Annotated in this window: 18 protein-coding genes; 10 read left to right on the top strand and 8 right to left on the bottom strand. The window is 43.1% G+C overall.

The features are described 5' to 3' along the window. Nucleotides 1-175 precede the first annotated feature (175 nt). From DFP80_RS14610 to DFP80_RS14580, 7 genes are all read left to right on the top strand, one after another. Nucleotides 176-1,084 carry a hypothetical protein gene (locus DFP80_RS14610; protein WP_113917543.1) on the top strand — a complete coding sequence of 303 codons (909 nt, stop codon included), beginning with the start codon at nt 176-178 and terminating at the stop codon, nt 1,082-1,084. A gap of 124 nt (nt 1,085-1,208) precedes the next feature. Then, nucleotides 1,209-1,802: a hypothetical protein gene (locus DFP80_RS14605; RefSeq protein ID WP_113917542.1), complete on the top strand. Its 594-nt coding sequence runs from the start codon at nt 1,209-1,211 to the stop codon at nt 1,800-1,802. 98 nt (nt 1,803-1,900) lie between these two features. Then, nucleotides 1,901-2,638, top strand: a complete 738-nt coding sequence (locus DFP80_RS14600; RefSeq protein ID WP_175020618.1) for an SDR family NAD(P)-dependent oxidoreductase — start codon at nt 1,901-1,903, stop codon at nt 2,636-2,638. 117 nt (nt 2,639-2,755) lie between these two features. Continuing rightward, entirely contained in the window at nt 2,756-3,265 is a 510-nt protein-coding gene (locus DFP80_RS14595) for a DUF6653 family protein (RefSeq protein WP_113917541.1), read from the top strand. A gap of 87 nt (nt 3,266-3,352) precedes the next feature. Further along, the gene (locus DFP80_RS14590) at nt 3,353-3,835 is read left to right on the top strand and encodes a nucleotidyltransferase domain-containing protein (protein WP_113917540.1); all 483 of its coding nucleotides are present in this window, start codon (nt 3,353-3,355) and stop codon (nt 3,833-3,835) included. A gap of 245 nt (nt 3,836-4,080) precedes the next feature. Then, a complete protein-coding gene (locus DFP80_RS14585) occupies nt 4,081-4,611 on the top strand; it encodes a DUF2975 domain-containing protein (protein ID WP_113917539.1) in 531 nt (176 codons plus the stop codon). A gap of 9 nt (nt 4,612-4,620) precedes the next feature. Continuing rightward, complete coding sequence (locus DFP80_RS14580; RefSeq protein WP_113917538.1) at nt 4,621-4,839, top strand: helix-turn-helix domain-containing protein; 219 nt, start codon at nt 4,621-4,623, stop codon at nt 4,837-4,839. 45 nt (nt 4,840-4,884) lie between these two features. Here DFP80_RS14580 and DFP80_RS14575 read toward each other — a convergent pair whose 3' ends face one another. Further along, entirely contained in the window at nt 4,885-5,184 is a 300-nt protein-coding gene (locus tag DFP80_RS14575) for a type II toxin-antitoxin system RelE/ParE family toxin (RefSeq protein ID WP_113917537.1), read from the bottom strand. Beyond that, nucleotides 5,181-5,423, bottom strand: coding sequence for a type II toxin-antitoxin system ParD family antitoxin (locus DFP80_RS14570; RefSeq protein WP_113917536.1), 243 nt, complete (start codon nt 5,421-5,423; stop codon nt 5,181-5,183). Before DFP80_RS14570 ends, DFP80_RS14575 begins: the two co-directional genes overlap by 4 nt. Nucleotides 5,424-5,701: 278 nt before the next feature. Here DFP80_RS14570 and DFP80_RS14565 point away from each other — a divergent pair, with 278 nt between their 5' ends. The 3 genes from DFP80_RS14565 to DFP80_RS14555 all read left to right on the top strand — a co-directional run bounded on the left by DFP80_RS14565 (nt 5,702) and on the right by DFP80_RS14555 (nt 9,407). After that, a complete protein-coding gene (locus tag DFP80_RS14565; protein WP_258546987.1) occupies nt 5,702-6,571 on the top strand; it encodes a DUF4394 domain-containing protein in 870 nt (289 codons plus the stop codon). Between the two features lie 344 nt (nt 6,572-6,915). After that, nucleotides 6,916-8,733: a sensor domain-containing diguanylate cyclase gene (locus DFP80_RS14560; RefSeq protein WP_158601367.1), complete on the top strand. Its 1,818-nt coding sequence runs from the start codon at nt 6,916-6,918 to the stop codon at nt 8,731-8,733. 164 nt (nt 8,734-8,897) lie between these two features. After that, nucleotides 8,898-9,407, top strand: a complete 510-nt coding sequence (locus tag DFP80_RS14555; protein ID WP_113917533.1) for a GNAT family N-acetyltransferase — start codon at nt 8,898-8,900, stop codon at nt 9,405-9,407. 65 nt (nt 9,408-9,472) lie between these two features. Here the strand turns inward: DFP80_RS14555 and DFP80_RS14550 are convergent, their stop codons facing one another. From DFP80_RS14550 to DFP80_RS14525, 6 genes are all read right to left on the bottom strand, one after another. Continuing rightward, entirely contained in the window at nt 9,473-10,495 is a 1,023-nt protein-coding gene (locus DFP80_RS14550) for a LacI family DNA-binding transcriptional regulator (protein ID WP_113917532.1), read from the bottom strand. Between the two features lie 3 nt (nt 10,496-10,498). Further along, nucleotides 10,499-11,542 carry a carbohydrate ABC transporter permease gene (locus tag DFP80_RS14545; protein WP_113917531.1) on the bottom strand — a complete coding sequence of 348 codons (1,044 nt, stop codon included), beginning with the start codon at nt 11,540-11,542 and terminating at the stop codon, nt 10,499-10,501. 2 nt (nt 11,543-11,544) lie between these two features. Beyond that, nucleotides 11,545-12,534 carry a carbohydrate ABC transporter permease gene (locus tag DFP80_RS14540; protein WP_113917530.1) on the bottom strand — a complete coding sequence of 330 codons (990 nt, stop codon included), beginning with the start codon at nt 12,532-12,534 and terminating at the stop codon, nt 11,545-11,547. Continuing rightward, nucleotides 12,531-13,622 (bottom strand): ABC transporter ATP-binding protein, encoded by a 1,092-nt coding sequence (locus tag DFP80_RS14535; RefSeq protein WP_113917529.1) that lies wholly within the window; start codon nt 13,620-13,622, stop codon nt 12,531-12,533. The genes DFP80_RS14540 and DFP80_RS14535 overlap by 4 nt, the downstream gene beginning before the upstream one ends. Before the next feature lie 141 nt (nt 13,623-13,763). Further along, nucleotides 13,764-14,849, bottom strand: a complete 1,086-nt coding sequence (gene bglB, locus DFP80_RS14530; protein ID WP_113917528.1) for a beta-galactosidase BglB — start codon at nt 14,847-14,849, stop codon at nt 13,764-13,766. Between the two features lie 96 nt (nt 14,850-14,945). Next, on the bottom strand, nt 14,946-17,477 hold the full coding sequence (locus tag DFP80_RS14525) for a hypothetical protein (protein WP_113917527.1): 2,532 nt from the start codon (nt 17,475-17,477) through the stop codon (nt 14,946-14,948). Between the last annotated feature and the right edge of the window lie 14 nt (nt 17,478-17,491).

Genomic DNA, 17,491 nt, shown 5'->3' with positions numbered 1-17,491 from the left:
CGCCGTGATCACGCTTCATTTATGGCTCTATATCATCAGTCTATGATTAAAAATAGAATCACCTGTTGAATCTTGGGTGTATGTGAAATATTGTGGATTTATATTAATTAAGTAGGCTGAGAAGTAGAAATTCTACAGCCTCGTTATGTGATTCTGGAAGATTAGAGTTAAACTTATGGAAGATAACAATCAAATAAAATTTGCACTATATCTTGAATATTGGGACTTTGAGACAGGTGATAAAAAAGTCCTGAAAAAAGATGGTGTTGAAGTAACTACCACGGAATACACAAAGGATATGAAAGGGCATATTTTTTGTCCTGAATGCAGTGCCAGTTTATTTCGATCTCCAGAGGAGAAAGACTATGATGCCAATGGCAGAAAAGCATTTTATGCCCATAGTCGAAAACACCAGTCTACATGTAGTTTGAGAGTAAAAAAAGCACCGGGAAAGCGTTACGACTCTGAAGAAATCGCCAAGAAAGCTATAGAGGATGAAGAACTGGTAGTGGTAAAAGGTTTTATGAAGGAAAAACCAAAACCTCCTAAAATTGATAACCCGCAGCAATATCAAGGTGAACCAGTGGAAGACGTTGATGGTGACTTGGCAGAAGTTCCTATCGGTAGACATAGTGGCGAAACTTTTAGCTTACCCTCACGAATCACCACTATGAGAGGGCTTTGTCGGAATTTTAATAAAAACCTATATAAGTACTTTCATCTTCCTGGTAGAAAAAACGCAATTCAACTTAATAACCTTTTGGTTGATATTAGAAATGTTACAGAAACAGATGAAGTTCCAAAGTTCTATTTTGCGAAAGTGAGTCGGTCGTGGAATTGCGGCCCAACCCCACAGAACATTAGGCAAACAATGTTTGAATACCCTAGAGGTGAGTTTGTGGATTTTTGCCTTAAGGCTACAGATGAAATTTCAAGAGACCATGGTATTGACGATAATGCCAAAGGGAAAATTGTAATTATGTTTGGTACAGTTACAGAAAGTGGGATTGGATTGTCGATAGAAGGTGTAGGCTGGGGAGAGTTTGCGGTTCTACCAGATAAGTACGCTGACCTACTGTATTAAAATTACATAACAAAGCCGTCAAGAAAGGACGCAAAACGCTTGGCTTGCGGTCCTTCGTCGCTAATTATAGCCAAGCGTTTTCCGCCTCTTACGGCGGCGTTAAGTTTCTTTATCGAGATCAAAAATGGATGAAAAAGTAAAAGCGTCATGGGAACGGGCACTTCACCCTGAGACGCTTAAAACAAATATTATTACCGCCTCTATATTTTCAATGGCCTTCGAAATGCTCAAGAGCAGTATTATTGAAAAGATAGAAGGCTTTTTTACAAATGGATTTGACGAAAATGGGATGATTGTTAGTCCTGAATATAAAGAAAAGGTGCTTAGCCTAAATAGAAGTCCTCTCTACGCATCATTGAAATGGTTGCAAGATATGCATGCTATTGATGATAAAGATTTAGAAAGATTCGAACATATTAAAAGGTGTCGTAACACCTTGGCCCACGAAATGCTCACTTTTGCTTCGTCAGGTGTAGACTTTGATGTCGCTGAAGCGTTTGAAGAAATGGTCGGTCTACTGAGAAAAATAGAGATTTGGTGGTTTGAAAACTTAGAAATGGCCATAGACCCAGATGCTTACCCCGAAGACCTAGACTTAGAGCAGGTGATTCCCGGCCCTGTATGGGGTCTTCAAATGCTTATTGACGTTGCGTTAGGGCCAGAGGAAGAAGCGCGAAAATATTATAATCACTTTGTTGCAAATACAGACAAAACTTAACAAGCGCATGTTGCCGGACTGCTTTTCCGCTGCGCTCCAAATCAGCCGCAAATGCTGGCGTTAGATGAAACCTTAGCCTTACAAATCAGGTGAAAATTATGGAAAATCGAGTCGCTCTAGTTACGGGTTCAACATCAGGGATTGGAAAGGCAATTGCTAATCAACTTGCTTCAGAAGGTTTTTCTGTCGTTTACCATTCGCGTTCATCTATAGAGGAAGGAGCAGCTCTAGCATCACAAAGTGAAAATGCTTCCTATATCCAAGCCGACTTGTCGAACCAAACCGAATCAAAAGCACTTATTGAGCAAGTTTCTTCCAAGTATGGTCGCTTAGATGTATTAGTAAATAACGCAGCGCTAACAGAGGTTATTGAACATGCAGATCTAAAAGCAGCTACTCCTGAAATATGGAGAAAGCTTTATGAGGTGAATGTTATTTCTCCTTGGACACTTATTTCTGAAGCTGAATCAATGCTAAAAAACTCGTCTTCTGAAAATACGCCTAGTTGTATTCTAAATATCAGTTCTCACGCAGGTATTCGACCTAAAGGCGCATCAATTCCTTATTCGGTCACTAAAGCTGCACTTAATCACATGACGAAACTTCTGGCCTTGAACTTGGGGCCTAATATTAGAGTCAACGCAATAGCCCCTGGATTAGTTCATACCCCCATGAGCAAAGATTGGGCTGCTGCGCGTGAGCTTTGGCAAAATAAAGCGCCAATGAAACGCGGTGCCCAACCAGAAGAAATAGCCTATGTAGCAGCAATGTTAATCAATAGTTCCTATTTAACTGGTGAAATTATCTTATCTGATGGCGGGTTAAACTTAACGTGAAAATGTCATCTAACAAGCAAGTCAAGTTCGCTCGCTCTGCTCGCTGGGACGCTCCTAACGTCGCGCCCCTTACTTAAACGTTATGTTCTTCTATCAATTTCGAGGTAAGCAAGCCTAATGACATTCGAAAGAAAGGTTGCAAATGTATTTCGCTTAACTGATGAAAACTGGATGAAACATGCAAATCCTATAAGTGTCTGGACTAGGTACTCAGTCTTACCCTTTATAGTTATTGCTTTCTGGAGCCGGACTTGGATTGAGTGGTGGTGCTTAGTACCAGGGTTGGTTTCAGTTCTTTGGATGTTTTTTAATCCGATTTTATTCGATAAACCAAAATCAACAAAAAACTGGGCGTCCAAAGCTGTTTTGGGAGAACGAGTTTACTTGAACAGAGATAATATTCCACTTCCAGATCATCACACTACGGCTCTACACAATATTTTGAATGGGATATCTTCAGTGGGGCTACTCTTATCCATCTGGTCAACTATTTACTACTCAGTCTGGGGAGCTGTATTTGGAGTAATGATGGCATATCTCGGGAAAAGCTGGTTTTTGGATAGAATGGTCTGGCTGTATGAGGATATGAAAACTCAAAATGAAACATACAGAGACTGGGAGTATTGAACATAACAAGCCCATCCATGCGACCGCCTTCGGCGGCGCATGATGCGGGCGTTATGGCGCAGGGATAGAATCAGCTAAGGGAACTATATGAGCGAGAAAGTAAAAGTAGCCTTGAACTGGCTCAAAGGTCTTTTGGAATCGGAGAATATCGAGTATCAAATAGTCGGTGGGTTGGCGGCAACGATTCATGGTGGCAGTCGTGAAGTCGCAGACATCGACCTCTATATCCACAATTCAGATGCAAAAAAAGTATTAGCTCATGTTTCACAGTATGTTTCTAAGCCACTTACTCATTACTCGGAATATGGCTGGGACTTAGAGTATTTTCAGTTAATCTATCGAAATCAAAAAGTTGAAATAGGTTTGGCTCAACATACCAAGATCCAATCTTCACTGGATGGTTCGTGGCACCAACTTGAAATCGACTTCTCAAAGTCAGTTGTCAAAAGCTATCAAGGTATTGAATTACAGGTCATTCCGGTTCATCAGTTGGTAGAATATAAGCGAATATTGGGTAGGGAAGTAGACCTCATAGACGTTCAGCAGTTAGCTTCAAGTTCAGCGCCATAACAAAGCATTAAAGGGTGATTCTCAATGCTTGGCATTTTTCATTCCATCGTTGAGTTCAGTGTTTACGGTGGTATGGTTAGGTTCAGTGGTCGCGTTGTTCACACCTTAATGCGGCGTTAGCTGCTACAGTCGCATTCTAAACTATCTTTAGTTAATTTATCGAAAAACGATAATTACTTATTGTTTTTAGATAACTGTCAATGTAATATATTTTGCAACTTAAACAGTCGTTATGGAGTTATAGTATGCAACAGTCATCAAAAATAAAATATTTAAGTAGTTTTATTCACTTTATTTTGTCAATAAGTATTGCCATTGTTCCCGTTTATTATGTGTCTTATTGGTTTTTTATTAATCAATACCCAATAATGTCAGCTAATTCATCCCCAATAGAAGCTCACGCGCTTCCACTAGAAATGCAAGCGATAGGCTTTATTTCAAGCTTACTTCCTCTAAGTACATTGATATTAATATTGCTTAATGTAAGGAAACTGTTTTCATACTATAAAGAGGGAATTGTTTTTTCAATGACGCATGTAAGTCTATTTAAGACAACGTCAAGACTATTACTCCTCTGGGTGTTTTTATCTATTGCCTATGAATCGGGCAAAAGTGTTATCTTTTCTTGGAGCAATCCAATTGGAGAAAGGGGGTTAAGCATTGGCTTTGGTTCTGAGCAGTTGATTGTAATTATTGTGGCTACTTTTATTTATGTTATTTCTTGGATTGTGGACGAAGGTAGAAAATTAGCTGAAGAAAATCAAATGACTGTATGAGCGCTTTCAATGACTATTAGAATCAATCTTGACCTCATCTTGGTGAGTAGGAAAATGAAATCAAATGAACTGGCTAAGTTAGTTGGTATTACAGAGCAAAATCTATCTATACTAAAAACAGGAAAAGCGAAGGCAATCAGAATGACAACATTAGATGCAATTTGTAAGCACTTAGACTGTCAGCCTGGGGATATTTTAGAATATTCAGATGATAATAAAGACAGCTAACAAATCATTCCAGCCGACCGCTAACGCGGCAGCTGAATTAAGACGTTATGCCCCAAACATTGGATTCACATCCATGCTCTTATGCAAGATTCTGATTATCTGGATGTGTTGGCTATCAATTTGTTGATAAAAAATAACATGGCTTCCTTGCAGAAACTTTCGGTAGCCATTTCTGGTTTCATCACATGCTTTGCCAATGTCAGGGTTTTCAGCTAATAGCCAAAATGACTCATCGAATTGTTTTAGATAAATATTTCGCTGCTCTCGCCCCCACCGACGGAAGGTAAATAAGGCAATATATTTCAAATCGGATTTTGCCTTGATGGTAAGTTGGAATGGTTTCATTTTGTCTCTTCGTTATCGAGTTCATTGATCAATGAATCGAGGTCATAATCCGCCATACCACTTTCTTCACCTTCAACGAGCAGCTGTCGTAAGGTGTTCATTTTTGTTTCTTGTGTTTCGAGTAAACGTAAAGCGGAGCGAATCACTTCACTTGCTGAGCCATAGCGTCCACTTTGGATCTGGCTACTGATAAAGCTATCAAAATGTTCACCAAGCGTAATGCTAGTATTTTTCGCCATTGCGATCTCCTTGATACCAAATAATACCTGATTATGGTACTGGGTTGGTTTTATCTCAAGTGGAGGATGACAAACAACCTAAGCCGATTCGTTATGGGTGGCCGTTTATGGAGCTTCTATGATCACTCTTCATTACCCCCGCATTTTTATCACCCAAAAAATTTTTTAAAAAATTATCATTTATCTGAAACCTTTTTTAAAAAGATGAGTATCTCTGTATGAGCCACCCAACTGGGTGACACCCAGTTTACTAATACAACTCATATAGGATGATTATGATGAAAAAGACAATTATTGCTGCCACAACTGCTTTCGCTGTTTCTGCTTGTTCAACTGGCTTTTATGGAACATCAGATCAAGATAGTCCTATCGCTGGATACGCCCTTGCTAACAATGGAACGACCTTGATCACAATGGGGTCTATCGCGTCTCCTGCTAAAATGGATACTTTTACGCTAAGTAATAAGCTGGATGCCGTGGCTTATCGCCCCGTCACTGACGAGCTGTTGGGTTATTCCAACGGCGCGGTTTATGCTGTTGATACTAAGACAGGTAAGCTAACCGATCTTGGTGCTAGCTTCACAAAAGGTGTCATGATTTCTAAGGGTGCTTCTGCAACCGCGATGGATTTTAATAACAAAATCGATGCCGTTCGTATGGTGGGTTCTGATGGTACAAACTTGGTGTATTTCCCAGTTGGTTTTGGTAAAGAAGATAAGCGTGCCAATTCAGTATTAAAATTCACCTCAACATTCTATGCAAAAGGCGACAGCAACGAAGGCATGACGCCTGAGATTTTTGCAAACGCTTACACGAACGCCATTGCCGGTGCAAAAGCGTCGAGCACTTTCCAGTTTGCGTTAGACAGTAAAACAGACTCTTTGGTCAGCCTTGCTAATAATGCAGGCGAATTAAAAACCGTTGCTAAGATCACCATTAATGGCAAGGCTGTAGACGTATCATCAATGGGTGGCTTCGATATTGTTTCTGCCAAAGAAGGTTCTGACGCCGCTTACGCTGTATTGCAGCTCGAAGGGGCATCAAAAGCTGGGCTTTATTCTATGAACCTTATGACAGGCGTAGCAACTTTAATGGCCGACCTGCCAATGGGTGGCTTTAGCGGCTTTGCGGTCTCTGGCGGAAAATAATTATAAGGGTGTTTTTACACCAAGAGTAAGAGAAAACCAAAGGCAGTCTAGCAATAGGTTGCCTTTTTTATGTAATTAAGAGGCGTTGTCGTTGTTCGTCTAGCAGCCAATGCCTTTTGGGTATTAGGCCAAAACACATGTATTGAGAGTTAGGTAAATACCCCCGCGTATTCTGTATCTGATTATAATAGTTTGACTCGAATGGTTCGTGCACGGAATTCGCGCATAGTGTCTGTTAATTTAAAATGATTTTACTCAGTGAACCCCTAGTATATTCAATTCCTACAATGCTGGTATAAACTTAACCTGACTAGGTGATTACCATTACAGAGGTGCGGAGTATTTTGACACTAAGACGGTTGTGTTTAATTTTTGGGTTCTTTATCTTCGCTCTCTCTTTATCCTCTACATCTGCGGCAGAGACAGAAGCGGTTAGTATTACGGGGTCGGAAAGTGGCGTTTCTGTGTTTCCCCGAATCTCTTATTTTGAAGACCCGGAATATCGCTTAACTGTGCATGAAGCCGCCGCCTTAGAACAAGCGGGGCGCTTTAAGGTTGTTGCATCGGGCTATTCCGGTATAGGTTACCCGAGCAGTTCGATTTGGATGGCGTTTAAGCTGCATAACTCAACCGATGAAGAGCACACCCTTTATTTAGAATATCTTAACCACATTCCTGAAGATATTTGGCTTTTCCAGCGGGATGTATCATCTCCAGAAGAGTTTGATGAAGACTTTTCTACGATCCGGGAGGCGGGGGCTAAACGGCCGCTTAATCAGCTGCGACCCGTTTTTGAAACAATCTTAAAGCCTGGTGAAACTCGGCAATATTTTGTTAAAACGGCTGATAAAACAGGCCAAGCGGTTTATGTGGATTTTCTAATATGGAATCCCAAAGCGCTTGAATCCGCAAAGACTCTTGAGATTGTCTTCTATAGCACGGTATTTGGTATTTTCCTGATTATCATGCTGCTGTCTTTGATTCTTTTTATCAGTCTGCGTCAATCGAGTTTCCTGTATTACAGTGGCTATATTTTCTTTTCTATTCTGGTGTGGGGGAAAACCTCTGGCCTGATTCCCAACATTACAAACAGCGCGAGTTTGATAGAGCACTTCTGGATTTACTCTGGTTTGATGGTCGCGTTTGCCATGATGTTTGGGCGGGCTTTTTTGCAGACAAAAAAGTATCTGCCAAAACTCGATATTCTGTTAAGGCTGAATGTTTTGGTGGGAGTGTCGCAAATCCCACTTTTTTATCTTGGAATGTACAGTTTGAGCATCGACTTTTTAAAAGTCAGTATGCTGGGCTTCCCGTTGCTAATTTTTTCTGGGCTATTAAGGTGGCGACAAGGTAACTCGTTGGCACTCATATTTAGTGGTGCATGGTTGTTATATACCTATGCGGTTTTCAGTTACCCGTTTCGGGATAATGGGCTCTTGGTGCAGGATATTACCGCTCTTCATATCCCAATTATCGCAGCCATTGTTGAAACCACGCTACTGTTTATAACACTGACTTTACAGGCACGACAGACACAAAAAGCTAATGAAAAAATAGAACAGGATTATTTATTACTGGTACAAAACCATGCAGCAGAGCTGGAAAAACAGGTTGAAGAGAAAACACGGCAACTGCTATCAGAGAAGCAAAGAGCAGAGAAAGAGGCTCGTACCGATGCTCTGACGAACATCGCAAACAGGCGATCTTTTATTTGTAACGGAAAGCGCATTATTTCTCAGTCAAAGCAGGACAATACCCTATGTGGCATGATTCAGATGGATGCTGATTTTTTCAAAAGCGTGAACGATCGTTACGGACATGCCGCAGGCGATAAGGCCTTACAAAGCATGGCCCAGTCAATTTGTGAAAGCATACGGTCAAATGATGTTGCTGCCAGAATGGGGGGCGAAGAGTTTGCTATTATTACGCCCTGTACTGATTTGAAAACCTTGACCTTAGTCGCTGAGCGTATCAGAAAAAAAATCGAAACCAGTGTGATTATCCATGACGAGCAAAGCTTTCAGGTTACCTGTAGTTTTGGCTGTGCCCTTTATCAGCCCAATGATGACCTAGATAGCCTACTGCAACGCGCAGATCAAGCGCTTTATGTTGCCAAAAAAACGGGTCGGAATTGTGTGAAAATAGAAGGATATGAGTGTTAATGCAAACAACTAGGGTTAGATGAATAAATCCCCGCACTCGTCATTTTGTATCTTCACTATTGTTGTTGGTCGGCAAGATGGCCAGAGTTGATGGAATAACGTTTAATAAAACGCTATGTTGTTGAAAGTAATGTAGCTTTAGATAATTACCACTGGGAGATAACATGAGTGTTCAAATTCGTCCTGCTGTGATTGAGGATCTACCTGCGTTAACGGATCTGTATAACCATTACATAGTGAACACGCCGGCGACTTTTGATATTGAGCCTTACACAATCGACGGCCGAGCGGTTTGGTTTGCGCAATTTGCTCTAACCGGTCGGCACCGGTTACTGGTGGCCGAACAAGACGGTGATATTCTTGGCTACGCTTGTAGCGGACCATTCAAGCCAAAACGTGCCTATGAAACCTCAGTAGAAGTGAGTATTTACCTCAAGCCAAATACAAAAGGCCGAGGTTTGGGAACCGCCTTGTACCTTGAGCTTTTTGAGCAACTGGAAACAGAAGACGTACATCGTGCCTACGCGGGCATCACCTTACCTAATGAAGCTTCACGTATTATCCATGAAAAATTCGACTTTGAATCTGTTGGTATCTACCGAGAAGTAGGCCGAAAATTTGGCCAATACTGGGATGTGGAGTGGTTCGAAAAAGAGGTGGGTGGAAGTCATTAAAAAGCCAAGCCCAAAGTCTTTGCGAAATTGGGTTTGGCTTAACGTCGCTTTTCTATATCGTTTTTCTACACCGCTTTACACGATTGCCTTTCAATGAGACGACAACCGAGCTCTACTCTTCGCGCTGGTGCATTTTTGCTTGTGCGACGAGTGAGAAGTTCGAGCTCTTCCAAGGCACAGCGGGCAATGTGATGCAGCGGCGCATGAACGGTTGATAGGGCCGGTTTCATCATTTGGCCTGCAAATACATCGTCAAACCCTAGAATAGAAACATCTTCTGGCACTTGAATGCCTTTCTTTTGCAAGGCATTCAAGACGCCGATAGCGACGTTGTCGGCAAGACAAAAGAAGGCGGTCACCTGATTTAGGTCTGGGTTCTGTTCCAACCATTTTGTCATGCCTTTTTCAGCAATGTCTGGTTGAAAACTGTCCAGTTGAATGTCTGTGGTTGAAAGGCCCAGTTCGAGGTGCTCGTTAATGGCTTCCTTAAAACCATCAAGTCGTTGTCGGATGGTATAGCGCCCAGGCCAAGAGACAATGCCAATGTCACGGTGGCCCAGTTCAATCAGATGCTCAACACCCAGACGAGCCCCGTTTCTATCGCCAATACCGACTGATCCAATATGCATGCCGGGTTCTTGCCCTGCGAGCAAAATACAGGGCAAAGCCGTATTGATGACTTCATTAAGAAGCTTTTGGTTTTCGTCGAAGTACACCAAAATGCCATCGCATTTCGTCTTTGTCAGGCGTTCCGATATCTTGCTGTAATCATCTTTTATTTCGTCGATCAAAATGGGTTCGATTTCGACCCCTTTTTGCTCGCATTCCTTGCGCAGTGTTTCGAGTATTGTCCATGAGACGAAATTGACGTCGGTTTGTCTTAGGCGATCAGAATCTACAAACAGGGCGATTTTACGCAATGTTGGTGTCTGCGCGCGCTTGATACGAGAATCCAAATAGCCAATGTCTTTGGCTATTTGTAACACTCGTTGGCGAACGTCATCAGATATTTTGGCGGTGCCATTCAGTACGTGACTGACCGTACTGATGGCGACACCGCTTTGTTCTGAGATTTTCTTTAAACTCATAGCTTATTTGACTCCACTGCCTGCTACGCCCTCAGTAATGTATTTTTGTAAAACAAGAAAGACGATGGTCACTGGTAATAATGCAATAACGGTCATCGCGAGAATATAGTGCCACTCTACCGAAAATTGCCCTTGGAAAGCATTCAAACCAATTTGTAGTGTGTAATTTTCTGGACTTGATAGCACGATCAATGGCCAGAGGAAATCATTCCATCGCCATATGACAGAGAATATTGCTAATACCGCCAAAGCTGGCGCACAAAGAGGTAATACAATGCGCCAATAAATCCGAAACTCTGACGCGGCATCAACTCGGGCCGCTTCGATCAAATCGTCGGGAATGGTCAGCATGTATTGCCTTAGCATAAAGACGCCGGTCGGTGTGGCGACCGTGGCGAAAATTACCCCCCATAAATTGTCCGCGAGATTTAAGCCGACAATGACGATAAAGGCTGGCACCATTATGACAGATAGTGGCAACATTAAGGTGGATAAAATCAACATGAAGATCGCATTTTTGCCGCGAAATTTATACTTTGACAAAGCAAACGCTGCCATAGAGTTCAGCAGTAGCGTCAATATTGTCGCCACTACAGTGACGAACACCGTATTTTTGATGTAAGTGAAAAAATCAAAACGCTCTAGAGGGTCCGTATAGTTCTGCCATTGAAAATGCACGTCTTTTAATTGGGTGATTTCTGAAATAGGCACTTGGAAGGTTTTTTCAGGTTTATCCATATCCACGACGGTGGCTTTGATGCCAATACGGCGCACTAGGGCGACTTGTTTGGTTTCGCCATCGGTTTTGGTCCACTGCCAAACAGAAAGGTCTTTGTCGTAGCCTTCTACCTGAGTGTTCACTGTAGATTGTGGGATCAGGCTGGGTGGAAAACTGTTTACTTCAGCCTCGGTTTTAAGTGAAGACAACATGGCCCAAGCAATTGGAATGGCAATCACGGCCGTGCCGAGTGTTAACCAAAGCCAAGACAAAATATCGGTAATGTCCATTTTTCCGTGATGACGAGTACGGGTTAAAAATTTAAGCATAATTAGTACTCCGCTTTTTTCGCTAGCCAGACTTGTATTAACGTCAGCGCGAGCAGGGCTAAGCCCATTAATACTGATGCCGCTGATGCAAGACCATAAAGTCTAACTTCAGAGCTGAAGGCGGTTTGATAGATAAATTGCACAATGAATGTGTTGGCGGTTCCGGGACCACCACCATCAGTCAGTACCCAGGCTTCGTCGAATACTTGTACAGAGCGAATCAATAAGAGTACGGCGACGACCAATAAGTTGGGGGTCAATAAAGGCAAGGTGATACGCCAAAATTGTCTCCACTCGCTGGTGCCATCGACTTTTGCGGCTTCGTAAATGTCTCTTGGAATGGCTTGCAAACCGGCTAAGATGATTAGCGTGAAGAAGCCCATATGAAACCAGATAGACACATAAACCACCCAAAAACGAGACCACCAGACTTCCAGTAGGAAGATGGTGCGTTCACCGCCAAGATCCAATACCAGTGCATTCAACAGACCATCACGGGCAAGAAACCATTTCCAAATAAGCCCGACAACCACTGGAGAAAGCAGTACCGGATAAAAGAAAATGGAGCGGAAAAGCGCCTTGCCTTTGGTTAAGCGGTTTAACACCACGGCGGTAATCAGCGCCATGACCAAGGTGCCTGTAGCGTTGAGTAATGTATACCACCAAGTGTTGTGAACGGCGGTCCAAAAAAGATCGAACTCGCAGCTGGCAGGGTTCATGTAGCTGCCGCAGTTCAGTAGGCGTGAGAAGTTTTCTAGGCCAACAAAGGGGCGATCCCAAATCAGCATGTTAGTGCCGCCAGTAAAGGCATAAGCAATGGCTAAGCCAACTGGTAAGAAAACGAACAAGGAGAATAGCACCATGTTTGGTGCTACAAACAGGTAGCCCATGCGTTGTACGCCAATCTTTTTCTGTAAATAGACGGTCGGCAGTTCAACAAAACGCATGAATCTATCGAGAATCGAGAAAAGGAAAGCGGACAGATTTTTCATGCTTCTATCCTCTTAAATGCTTGGTCTGTTTTATCGCAGAAGACGTGCATGAATTGCGATGTGAAGCGAAGGAAAATGGTGTCGCCAATCTCAGCTTCAAAGTGATGGGGAAGGTGTGCGACTAACTCTTCACTTTCTCCCTGCATGGATCCATAAATAAAGGTTTCATGTCCCATGCACTCAAGTTGAGTTATTTCTAATGGTATGCCAGATTCGGCAATTTCGATGTGAGAAGGCCGAACACCAAGGGTGACGCTATCGCCTATTTTGGCGCTTTCCGAGATAACGGGAATAGTGAAATGATCGATGGTACCCGATGTTACTTCGATACCACTGTCGTCAACCTTGGTGATTTTGGCCTTAAACATGTTCATTTTGGGTGAGCCAATAAACTCAGCAACGAAACGGTTAGCAGGGCGTTCGAAAAGATCGAGAGGTTTGCCGACTTGTTCAATTCTTCCTGCGTTTACCACGACGATTTTTTCAGCCATGGTCATGGCTTCCACCTGATCGTGGGTTACATAAATCATGGTGGTGTTTAGCTTTTTATGAAGCTTAGTAATTTCGCCGCGGGTTTGTACGCGCAGTTTGGCGTCTAGGTTAGACAGGGGTTCGTCAAATAGAAAGACTTTAGGGTTACGCACGATGGCTCGACCAATGGCGACCCGTTGCCTTTGTCCGCCAGACAGCGCTCTGGGTTTTCTGTCCATATAAGGTAGTAGGTCGAGTAGCTTGGCCGCTTTTTGGATACGTTCTTCAATGATGGCACGGTCCATATTGAGGTTTTCGAGGCCAAACGACAGGTTTTTCTTCACTGTCATATGTGGGTAAAGCGCATAGGATTGGAACACCATGGCGATTTCTCGCTCGGCGGGAGAAAGCCGATTTACAATTTTGCCATCAAATAAAATTTCCCCTGATGTAATGTCCTCTAATCCAGAAATTAAGCGTAATAAAGTGGACTTGCCGCAACCTGACGGTCCTACCAAAGCGACAAACTCTCCATCCTCGATGTCGATATTAACGTGATGCATGACATCAATGGACTCATAGCGTTTATGAAGGTTTTTGAGCTGAATGGCAGCCATTTTGGTGCTCCTGTTTTTTATATTTGTTATTAGAGGCCTTTCACGAAGGTTGCGCTTACCAGTACTTTGTTAGAACAGTTTCGTTTTGGTTTGCAGATCGCTTCGTGTAAAGGTCTCGTTCTGTGCTTTTTAATCAAAGGTTTAAGAAGCTTTGTTGGTAAAGCTCCGATATTCAGATAGAAAAAGTGATGCAAGTGCTTGGCCATAAGGTGTTGGTGTGTTGCCAATTTGCTTATAAAAATCTAATGAGTGTCCCATGGCAGTGCCGTCAGAGACTTCTTCTACAATGCCTTTGTCATTGATTCTGGTGACCACCGCGTTTAGGCATAAATTGATCATGTCTTGGTATTGGGTGATGTCTAATAGCCCTTCACGACAGCCAGCCAGTAAACCATAACCAATGGCAGCTGTGGCCGATGCTTCAATAGGTGAGCTAGGGTCATCAAGTAAAGTATGAAACATGCCGTCTTCACGTTGGCACTCCTTTAGTGCTTTGACTTGCGTTAAATACACATTTTTTAATTGTCGAGCGGTGACGCTTTGCGGCTCAAGAATACGGAATAGCTCAGGAATAGAAAGCGTTAACCAAGCATTTCCACGGGCCCAAAGAGCATTGGCAAAGTTGTGGCGACCAAGGAAAGTCCAGCCGTGATAAAACAGCCCACTGTGTGTGTCGCCAAGAAAACGGATATGGCATAAATATTGGTATTGCGCTTCTTCAGACCACTCTGGTCGTTGGCAAAGTTTGCCTGCAACGCCCATAAATAAAGCAGCCATAAATAAAGTGTCATCCCAAAGTTCACCGTCGTTGTCACGTTCTTTGACAAGATGTTGATAGCCTTCTTCATCGGTTTTGGGCATTTGAGTGTGAATCCAGTCGGCCCATTCTTCGACAATGTTTTTCCAATCTTCGCGCTGAAAGTGTTCGGCTAACAGTGCTAGCGTTAGCATAGGAGCGGTTGAATTGACTTGGCGACGAGGTAAGCCGCGTTGGATCTGCCAATCGTACCAGCGGCCAATACGTTCTAGTGCGGCTTGGTCGTTGCGTTCTTTGGCATCACGAAAATCACCGTATAATCCGACGCCAACTTCCCAGTCCCATTCATCAAATAGGATGTCATTGCTGGATTTTGCTTCGACATCGCCTATGCCTTTCAGTGAGCGAAAGCCTTGCGATAAAGCGTTTAATGCTTGGTTTAAATTGTCTGCGTTGATGTTTGTTTGCATGTTTGTGTTCTCCAAATACTTAGTCTCTATCACTTAATAAATAGAGCCTTGATAAACTGCGGCTGGATTAATAGCCCTAATAAATTGAAAAAGGCATTACGACGATAAATCTTTCCAAGGAATAAGCTCAGCGTCGCAAAAGGCTAAGTGTGGAGTGGGTGACAAGGGAGCAAACGGGATAGGTTTACCTTCTAGGTGAATGCCAGAAAGATAGTTTAATGCCAGTGTGCCATTGCCATAATTTAGGTTAATTTGATTCTCTTGTGGGCGAAAATCTGGTGCGTGCGCTAAGCAGTGTTCGCGGAAGCGCTCTAAATCTTTGTGATCGTCTATTTCACCGCTGATCACCAACCAGGCGCAATGATCGTTATAAGCGCGCCATTCATAACCGGCGTAAAGCCCATGCTTTAAGGGTTGTAATGCTTGAGAGGAATAAATACCGACCAGTGCGGAACCAGAGCGAGCAAATAACCAATGGGATTCTTCGATAAATTCGTCGCAGACCGGTGCTGGCACAAACGCATGGGTAAAGTTAATAACGTCATCAAAGGCTCTTTGGTCAAAAATCATAAAGCCAATGTTTTTGTATTGCGCGACCTTTGGATGAACACCATTGCCAGCCCAATAAGAAGGTCGACTACCGCCCCAGACTTTTAGGTCACCTGGATGGTTGATCCAGAAACGAGCCAATGGGTGAGCGTTGGTTTGTACATCTAGAAAGTGTTGCTGGTGGCCTTTTTGCCCAGTTTTATAATCGGATACCGTCGACAGCTGTGATGAAGCTGATTTCCATAAGGTGATCTTTGCGTTGTGATCTAATCCTTGTGTGTATCTTGAGTAGATGGATTCTCCTGCTGGCACACTCAATAAACGTTGGCAAAGCTGAGGCGGTTGGTAATCACTTACTGCTAATAACGCTGTTACTCGGTCGTAGCCTGGGTACCATTGTCCACCAAAGGCAATGGCCGCGATGGAGCCAAGCTCTGTTGCAGGCCCCGCCAATAATTCTTTTTCATAAATTCGACCTTGAGAGCCGGCGCATACGCTGCCAGTGGTATGAAGGGCAACCATGATAAAAATCTGATCGATCAGCTGTTTAGCTCGAGAAACCAATATGTCGTCTTCTGCATTGGTCATGAGAGTAAATAACCCAAGAAAATCAATCGGATAATAAGCGGCTGAATTCCATTCCGCTAGCCCGTGATCATCCATTGAGTCAAACCAACGGATTAAACGAGCATGGGCTTGAGCTTTATGTTGCTTGCCTGTTTTGCCACTATTCGGGAAGATCTCATCTTCGAATAAACTGCCGGCAAGGTATTGTGCTACGTGGAAGCATAAAACATGATTTTCGCTCCAGAACCACATTACGTCATTGCCCGGTTCATCTAGCCAGTAGCGGAAGTTTAGTACCTCGTGTTTGACTCGGTCCCAAAGAGCAGGGTCGAGTTGGGAGTGGCCATAACTTTTGTACATCCAAAGGAGTGGTAGTATCCAAAAGTCCGCGCAGTCGTGACGTTCTTGAATGGGCAATAAAGCACGTTCGATAAGGCGACTCGCTAATTCTGGTTGTTGCTTCAGTGCAAGAGCGGCTAATGCTCTGGCAGGCTCTTCTTTGCCTTGGCTAAGCATGGTTTCTAAAGCAAGGGTTTTGCGAGAGGCTAAATCCAAAGAAGTAACATCAATTGCTGGTGGTAAAATGGTGGTGCCAAGACTGCGACTAAAGGTAAGTGGCCCTATTTTGACTAAGAAACGCAGTGAGATACATCCAGCATTTAACCCTTTTGTATTAAATAGAGTGGCAGATGAAAACGCTTGATCCACGAAAAAGCTGACTTCCTCTTGCATCTTCATACCATCAAGCAGCACATTCATAGTGACGGTTTCGCTAGGATAGCTACCAGTATCAAGTTGTACCTTAGTGGTTTTTTTAGGCTTGTAATCCGCTTCAATTAATAGATCTTCATTGCAATAAAAAACTTGGTTGGTGCGTAAACCTTCTAGGGTCTTTTCGATTTCTTTTACTTCATCTTCATCGATTTCTAACGATAACCCTGTTTTAATTTGATCGCCTTTTTTAAGTGTCAAAACAAAATAACAACTGGCATCGCGTTCATGTAATTCTTCCAAAAAAACAATGAGTTCACAGCTACCCGCTGGAAGGTTTAAAGTGAAGGATTGGTTGGTTGGGTTGTTGCGTTGATAATGGTCAAGCTGGACCACTTTTTGGCCATCTTGCCAAATGTGAACGCCGCCACAAGTTTCTAAGGCAAACTCAACTTCTTGGGCTTGTTCTGAGAATAAGGAACAAGTCAGCCAGCGCTCTATTAATGTTGGGCGGAAGCGAAAAGTGGAGAAGTCCACACGGTTGTCTTCTCCACCAAAATAGATTTCAGGGAAAGAAAGGTCGTTAGGAAGGGATACGGTCCGTTGAGCAATATCCTCCCTCAAACTTTCTCTGCAGGGTAAATCCCCTGTCTCTACCCAGCCATTGATAAAGCGATAGTCTACGGCGTCCGGCATGATTCTGGCTTCGCCCGGAAAATAGGTTTCTTCGGCAGGTGACATAGCCCAGCGGTTAATTGCGCTGTTAGTAGCAAGGTCCCAATAGATTTTATTTTTGTTCATTTTGGGTCTCTTTA

This window comes from Marinomonas rhizomae (assembly GCF_003315485.1).
Lineage (GTDB): Bacteria > Pseudomonadota > Gammaproteobacteria > Pseudomonadales > Marinomonadaceae > Marinomonas > Marinomonas rhizomae.
Note: the sequence above shows the minus strand (reverse complement) of the source record. Positions and strands in the feature narration are given on the sequence as shown.

Coding starts and splice junctions, on each gene's coding strand:
- DFP80_RS14540 (WP_113917530.1), bottom strand. CDS start 12,534: ATGAAAAATCTGTCCGCTTTCCTTTTCTCGATTCTCGATAGATTCATG.
- DFP80_RS14575 (WP_113917537.1), bottom strand. CDS start 5,184: ATGAAACCATTCCAACTTACCATCAAGGCAAAATCCGATTTGAAATAT.
- DFP80_RS14555 (WP_113917533.1), top strand. CDS start 8,898: ATGAGTGTTCAAATTCGTCCTGCTGTGATTGAGGATCTACCTGCGTTA.
- DFP80_RS14550 (WP_113917532.1), bottom strand. CDS start 10,495: ATGAGTTTAAAGAAAATCTCAGAACAAAGCGGTGTCGCCATCAGTACG.
- DFP80_RS14605 (WP_113917542.1), top strand. CDS start 1,209: ATGGATGAAAAAGTAAAAGCGTCATGGGAACGGGCACTTCACCCTGAG.
- DFP80_RS14580 (WP_113917538.1), top strand. CDS start 4,621: ATGACTATTAGAATCAATCTTGACCTCATCTTGGTGAGTAGGAAAATG.
- DFP80_RS14545 (WP_113917531.1), bottom strand. CDS start 11,542: ATGCTTAAATTTTTAACCCGTACTCGTCATCACGGAAAAATGGACATT.
- DFP80_RS14595 (WP_113917541.1), top strand. CDS start 2,756: ATGACATTCGAAAGAAAGGTTGCAAATGTATTTCGCTTAACTGATGAA.
- DFP80_RS14535 (WP_113917529.1), bottom strand. CDS start 13,622: ATGGCTGCCATTCAGCTCAAAAACCTTCATAAACGCTATGAGTCCATT.
- DFP80_RS14565 (WP_258546987.1), top strand. CDS start 5,702: ATGAAAAAGACAATTATTGCTGCCACAACTGCTTTCGCTGTTTCTGCT.
- DFP80_RS14610 (WP_113917543.1), top strand. CDS start 176: ATGGAAGATAACAATCAAATAAAATTTGCACTATATCTTGAATATTGG.
- bglB (WP_113917528.1), bottom strand. CDS start 14,849: ATGCAAACAAACATCAACGCAGACAATTTAAACCAAGCATTAAACGCT.
- DFP80_RS14600 (WP_175020618.1), top strand. CDS start 1,901: ATGGAAAATCGAGTCGCTCTAGTTACGGGTTCAACATCAGGGATTGGA.
- DFP80_RS14570 (WP_113917536.1), bottom strand. CDS start 5,423: ATGGCGAAAAATACTAGCATTACGCTTGGTGAACATTTTGATAGCTTT.
- DFP80_RS14585 (WP_113917539.1), top strand. CDS start 4,081: ATGCAACAGTCATCAAAAATAAAATATTTAAGTAGTTTTATTCACTTT.
- DFP80_RS14525 (WP_113917527.1), bottom strand. CDS start 17,477: ATGAACAAAAATAAAATCTATTGGGACCTTGCTACTAACAGCGCAATT.
- DFP80_RS14590 (WP_113917540.1), top strand. CDS start 3,353: ATGAGCGAGAAAGTAAAAGTAGCCTTGAACTGGCTCAAAGGTCTTTTG.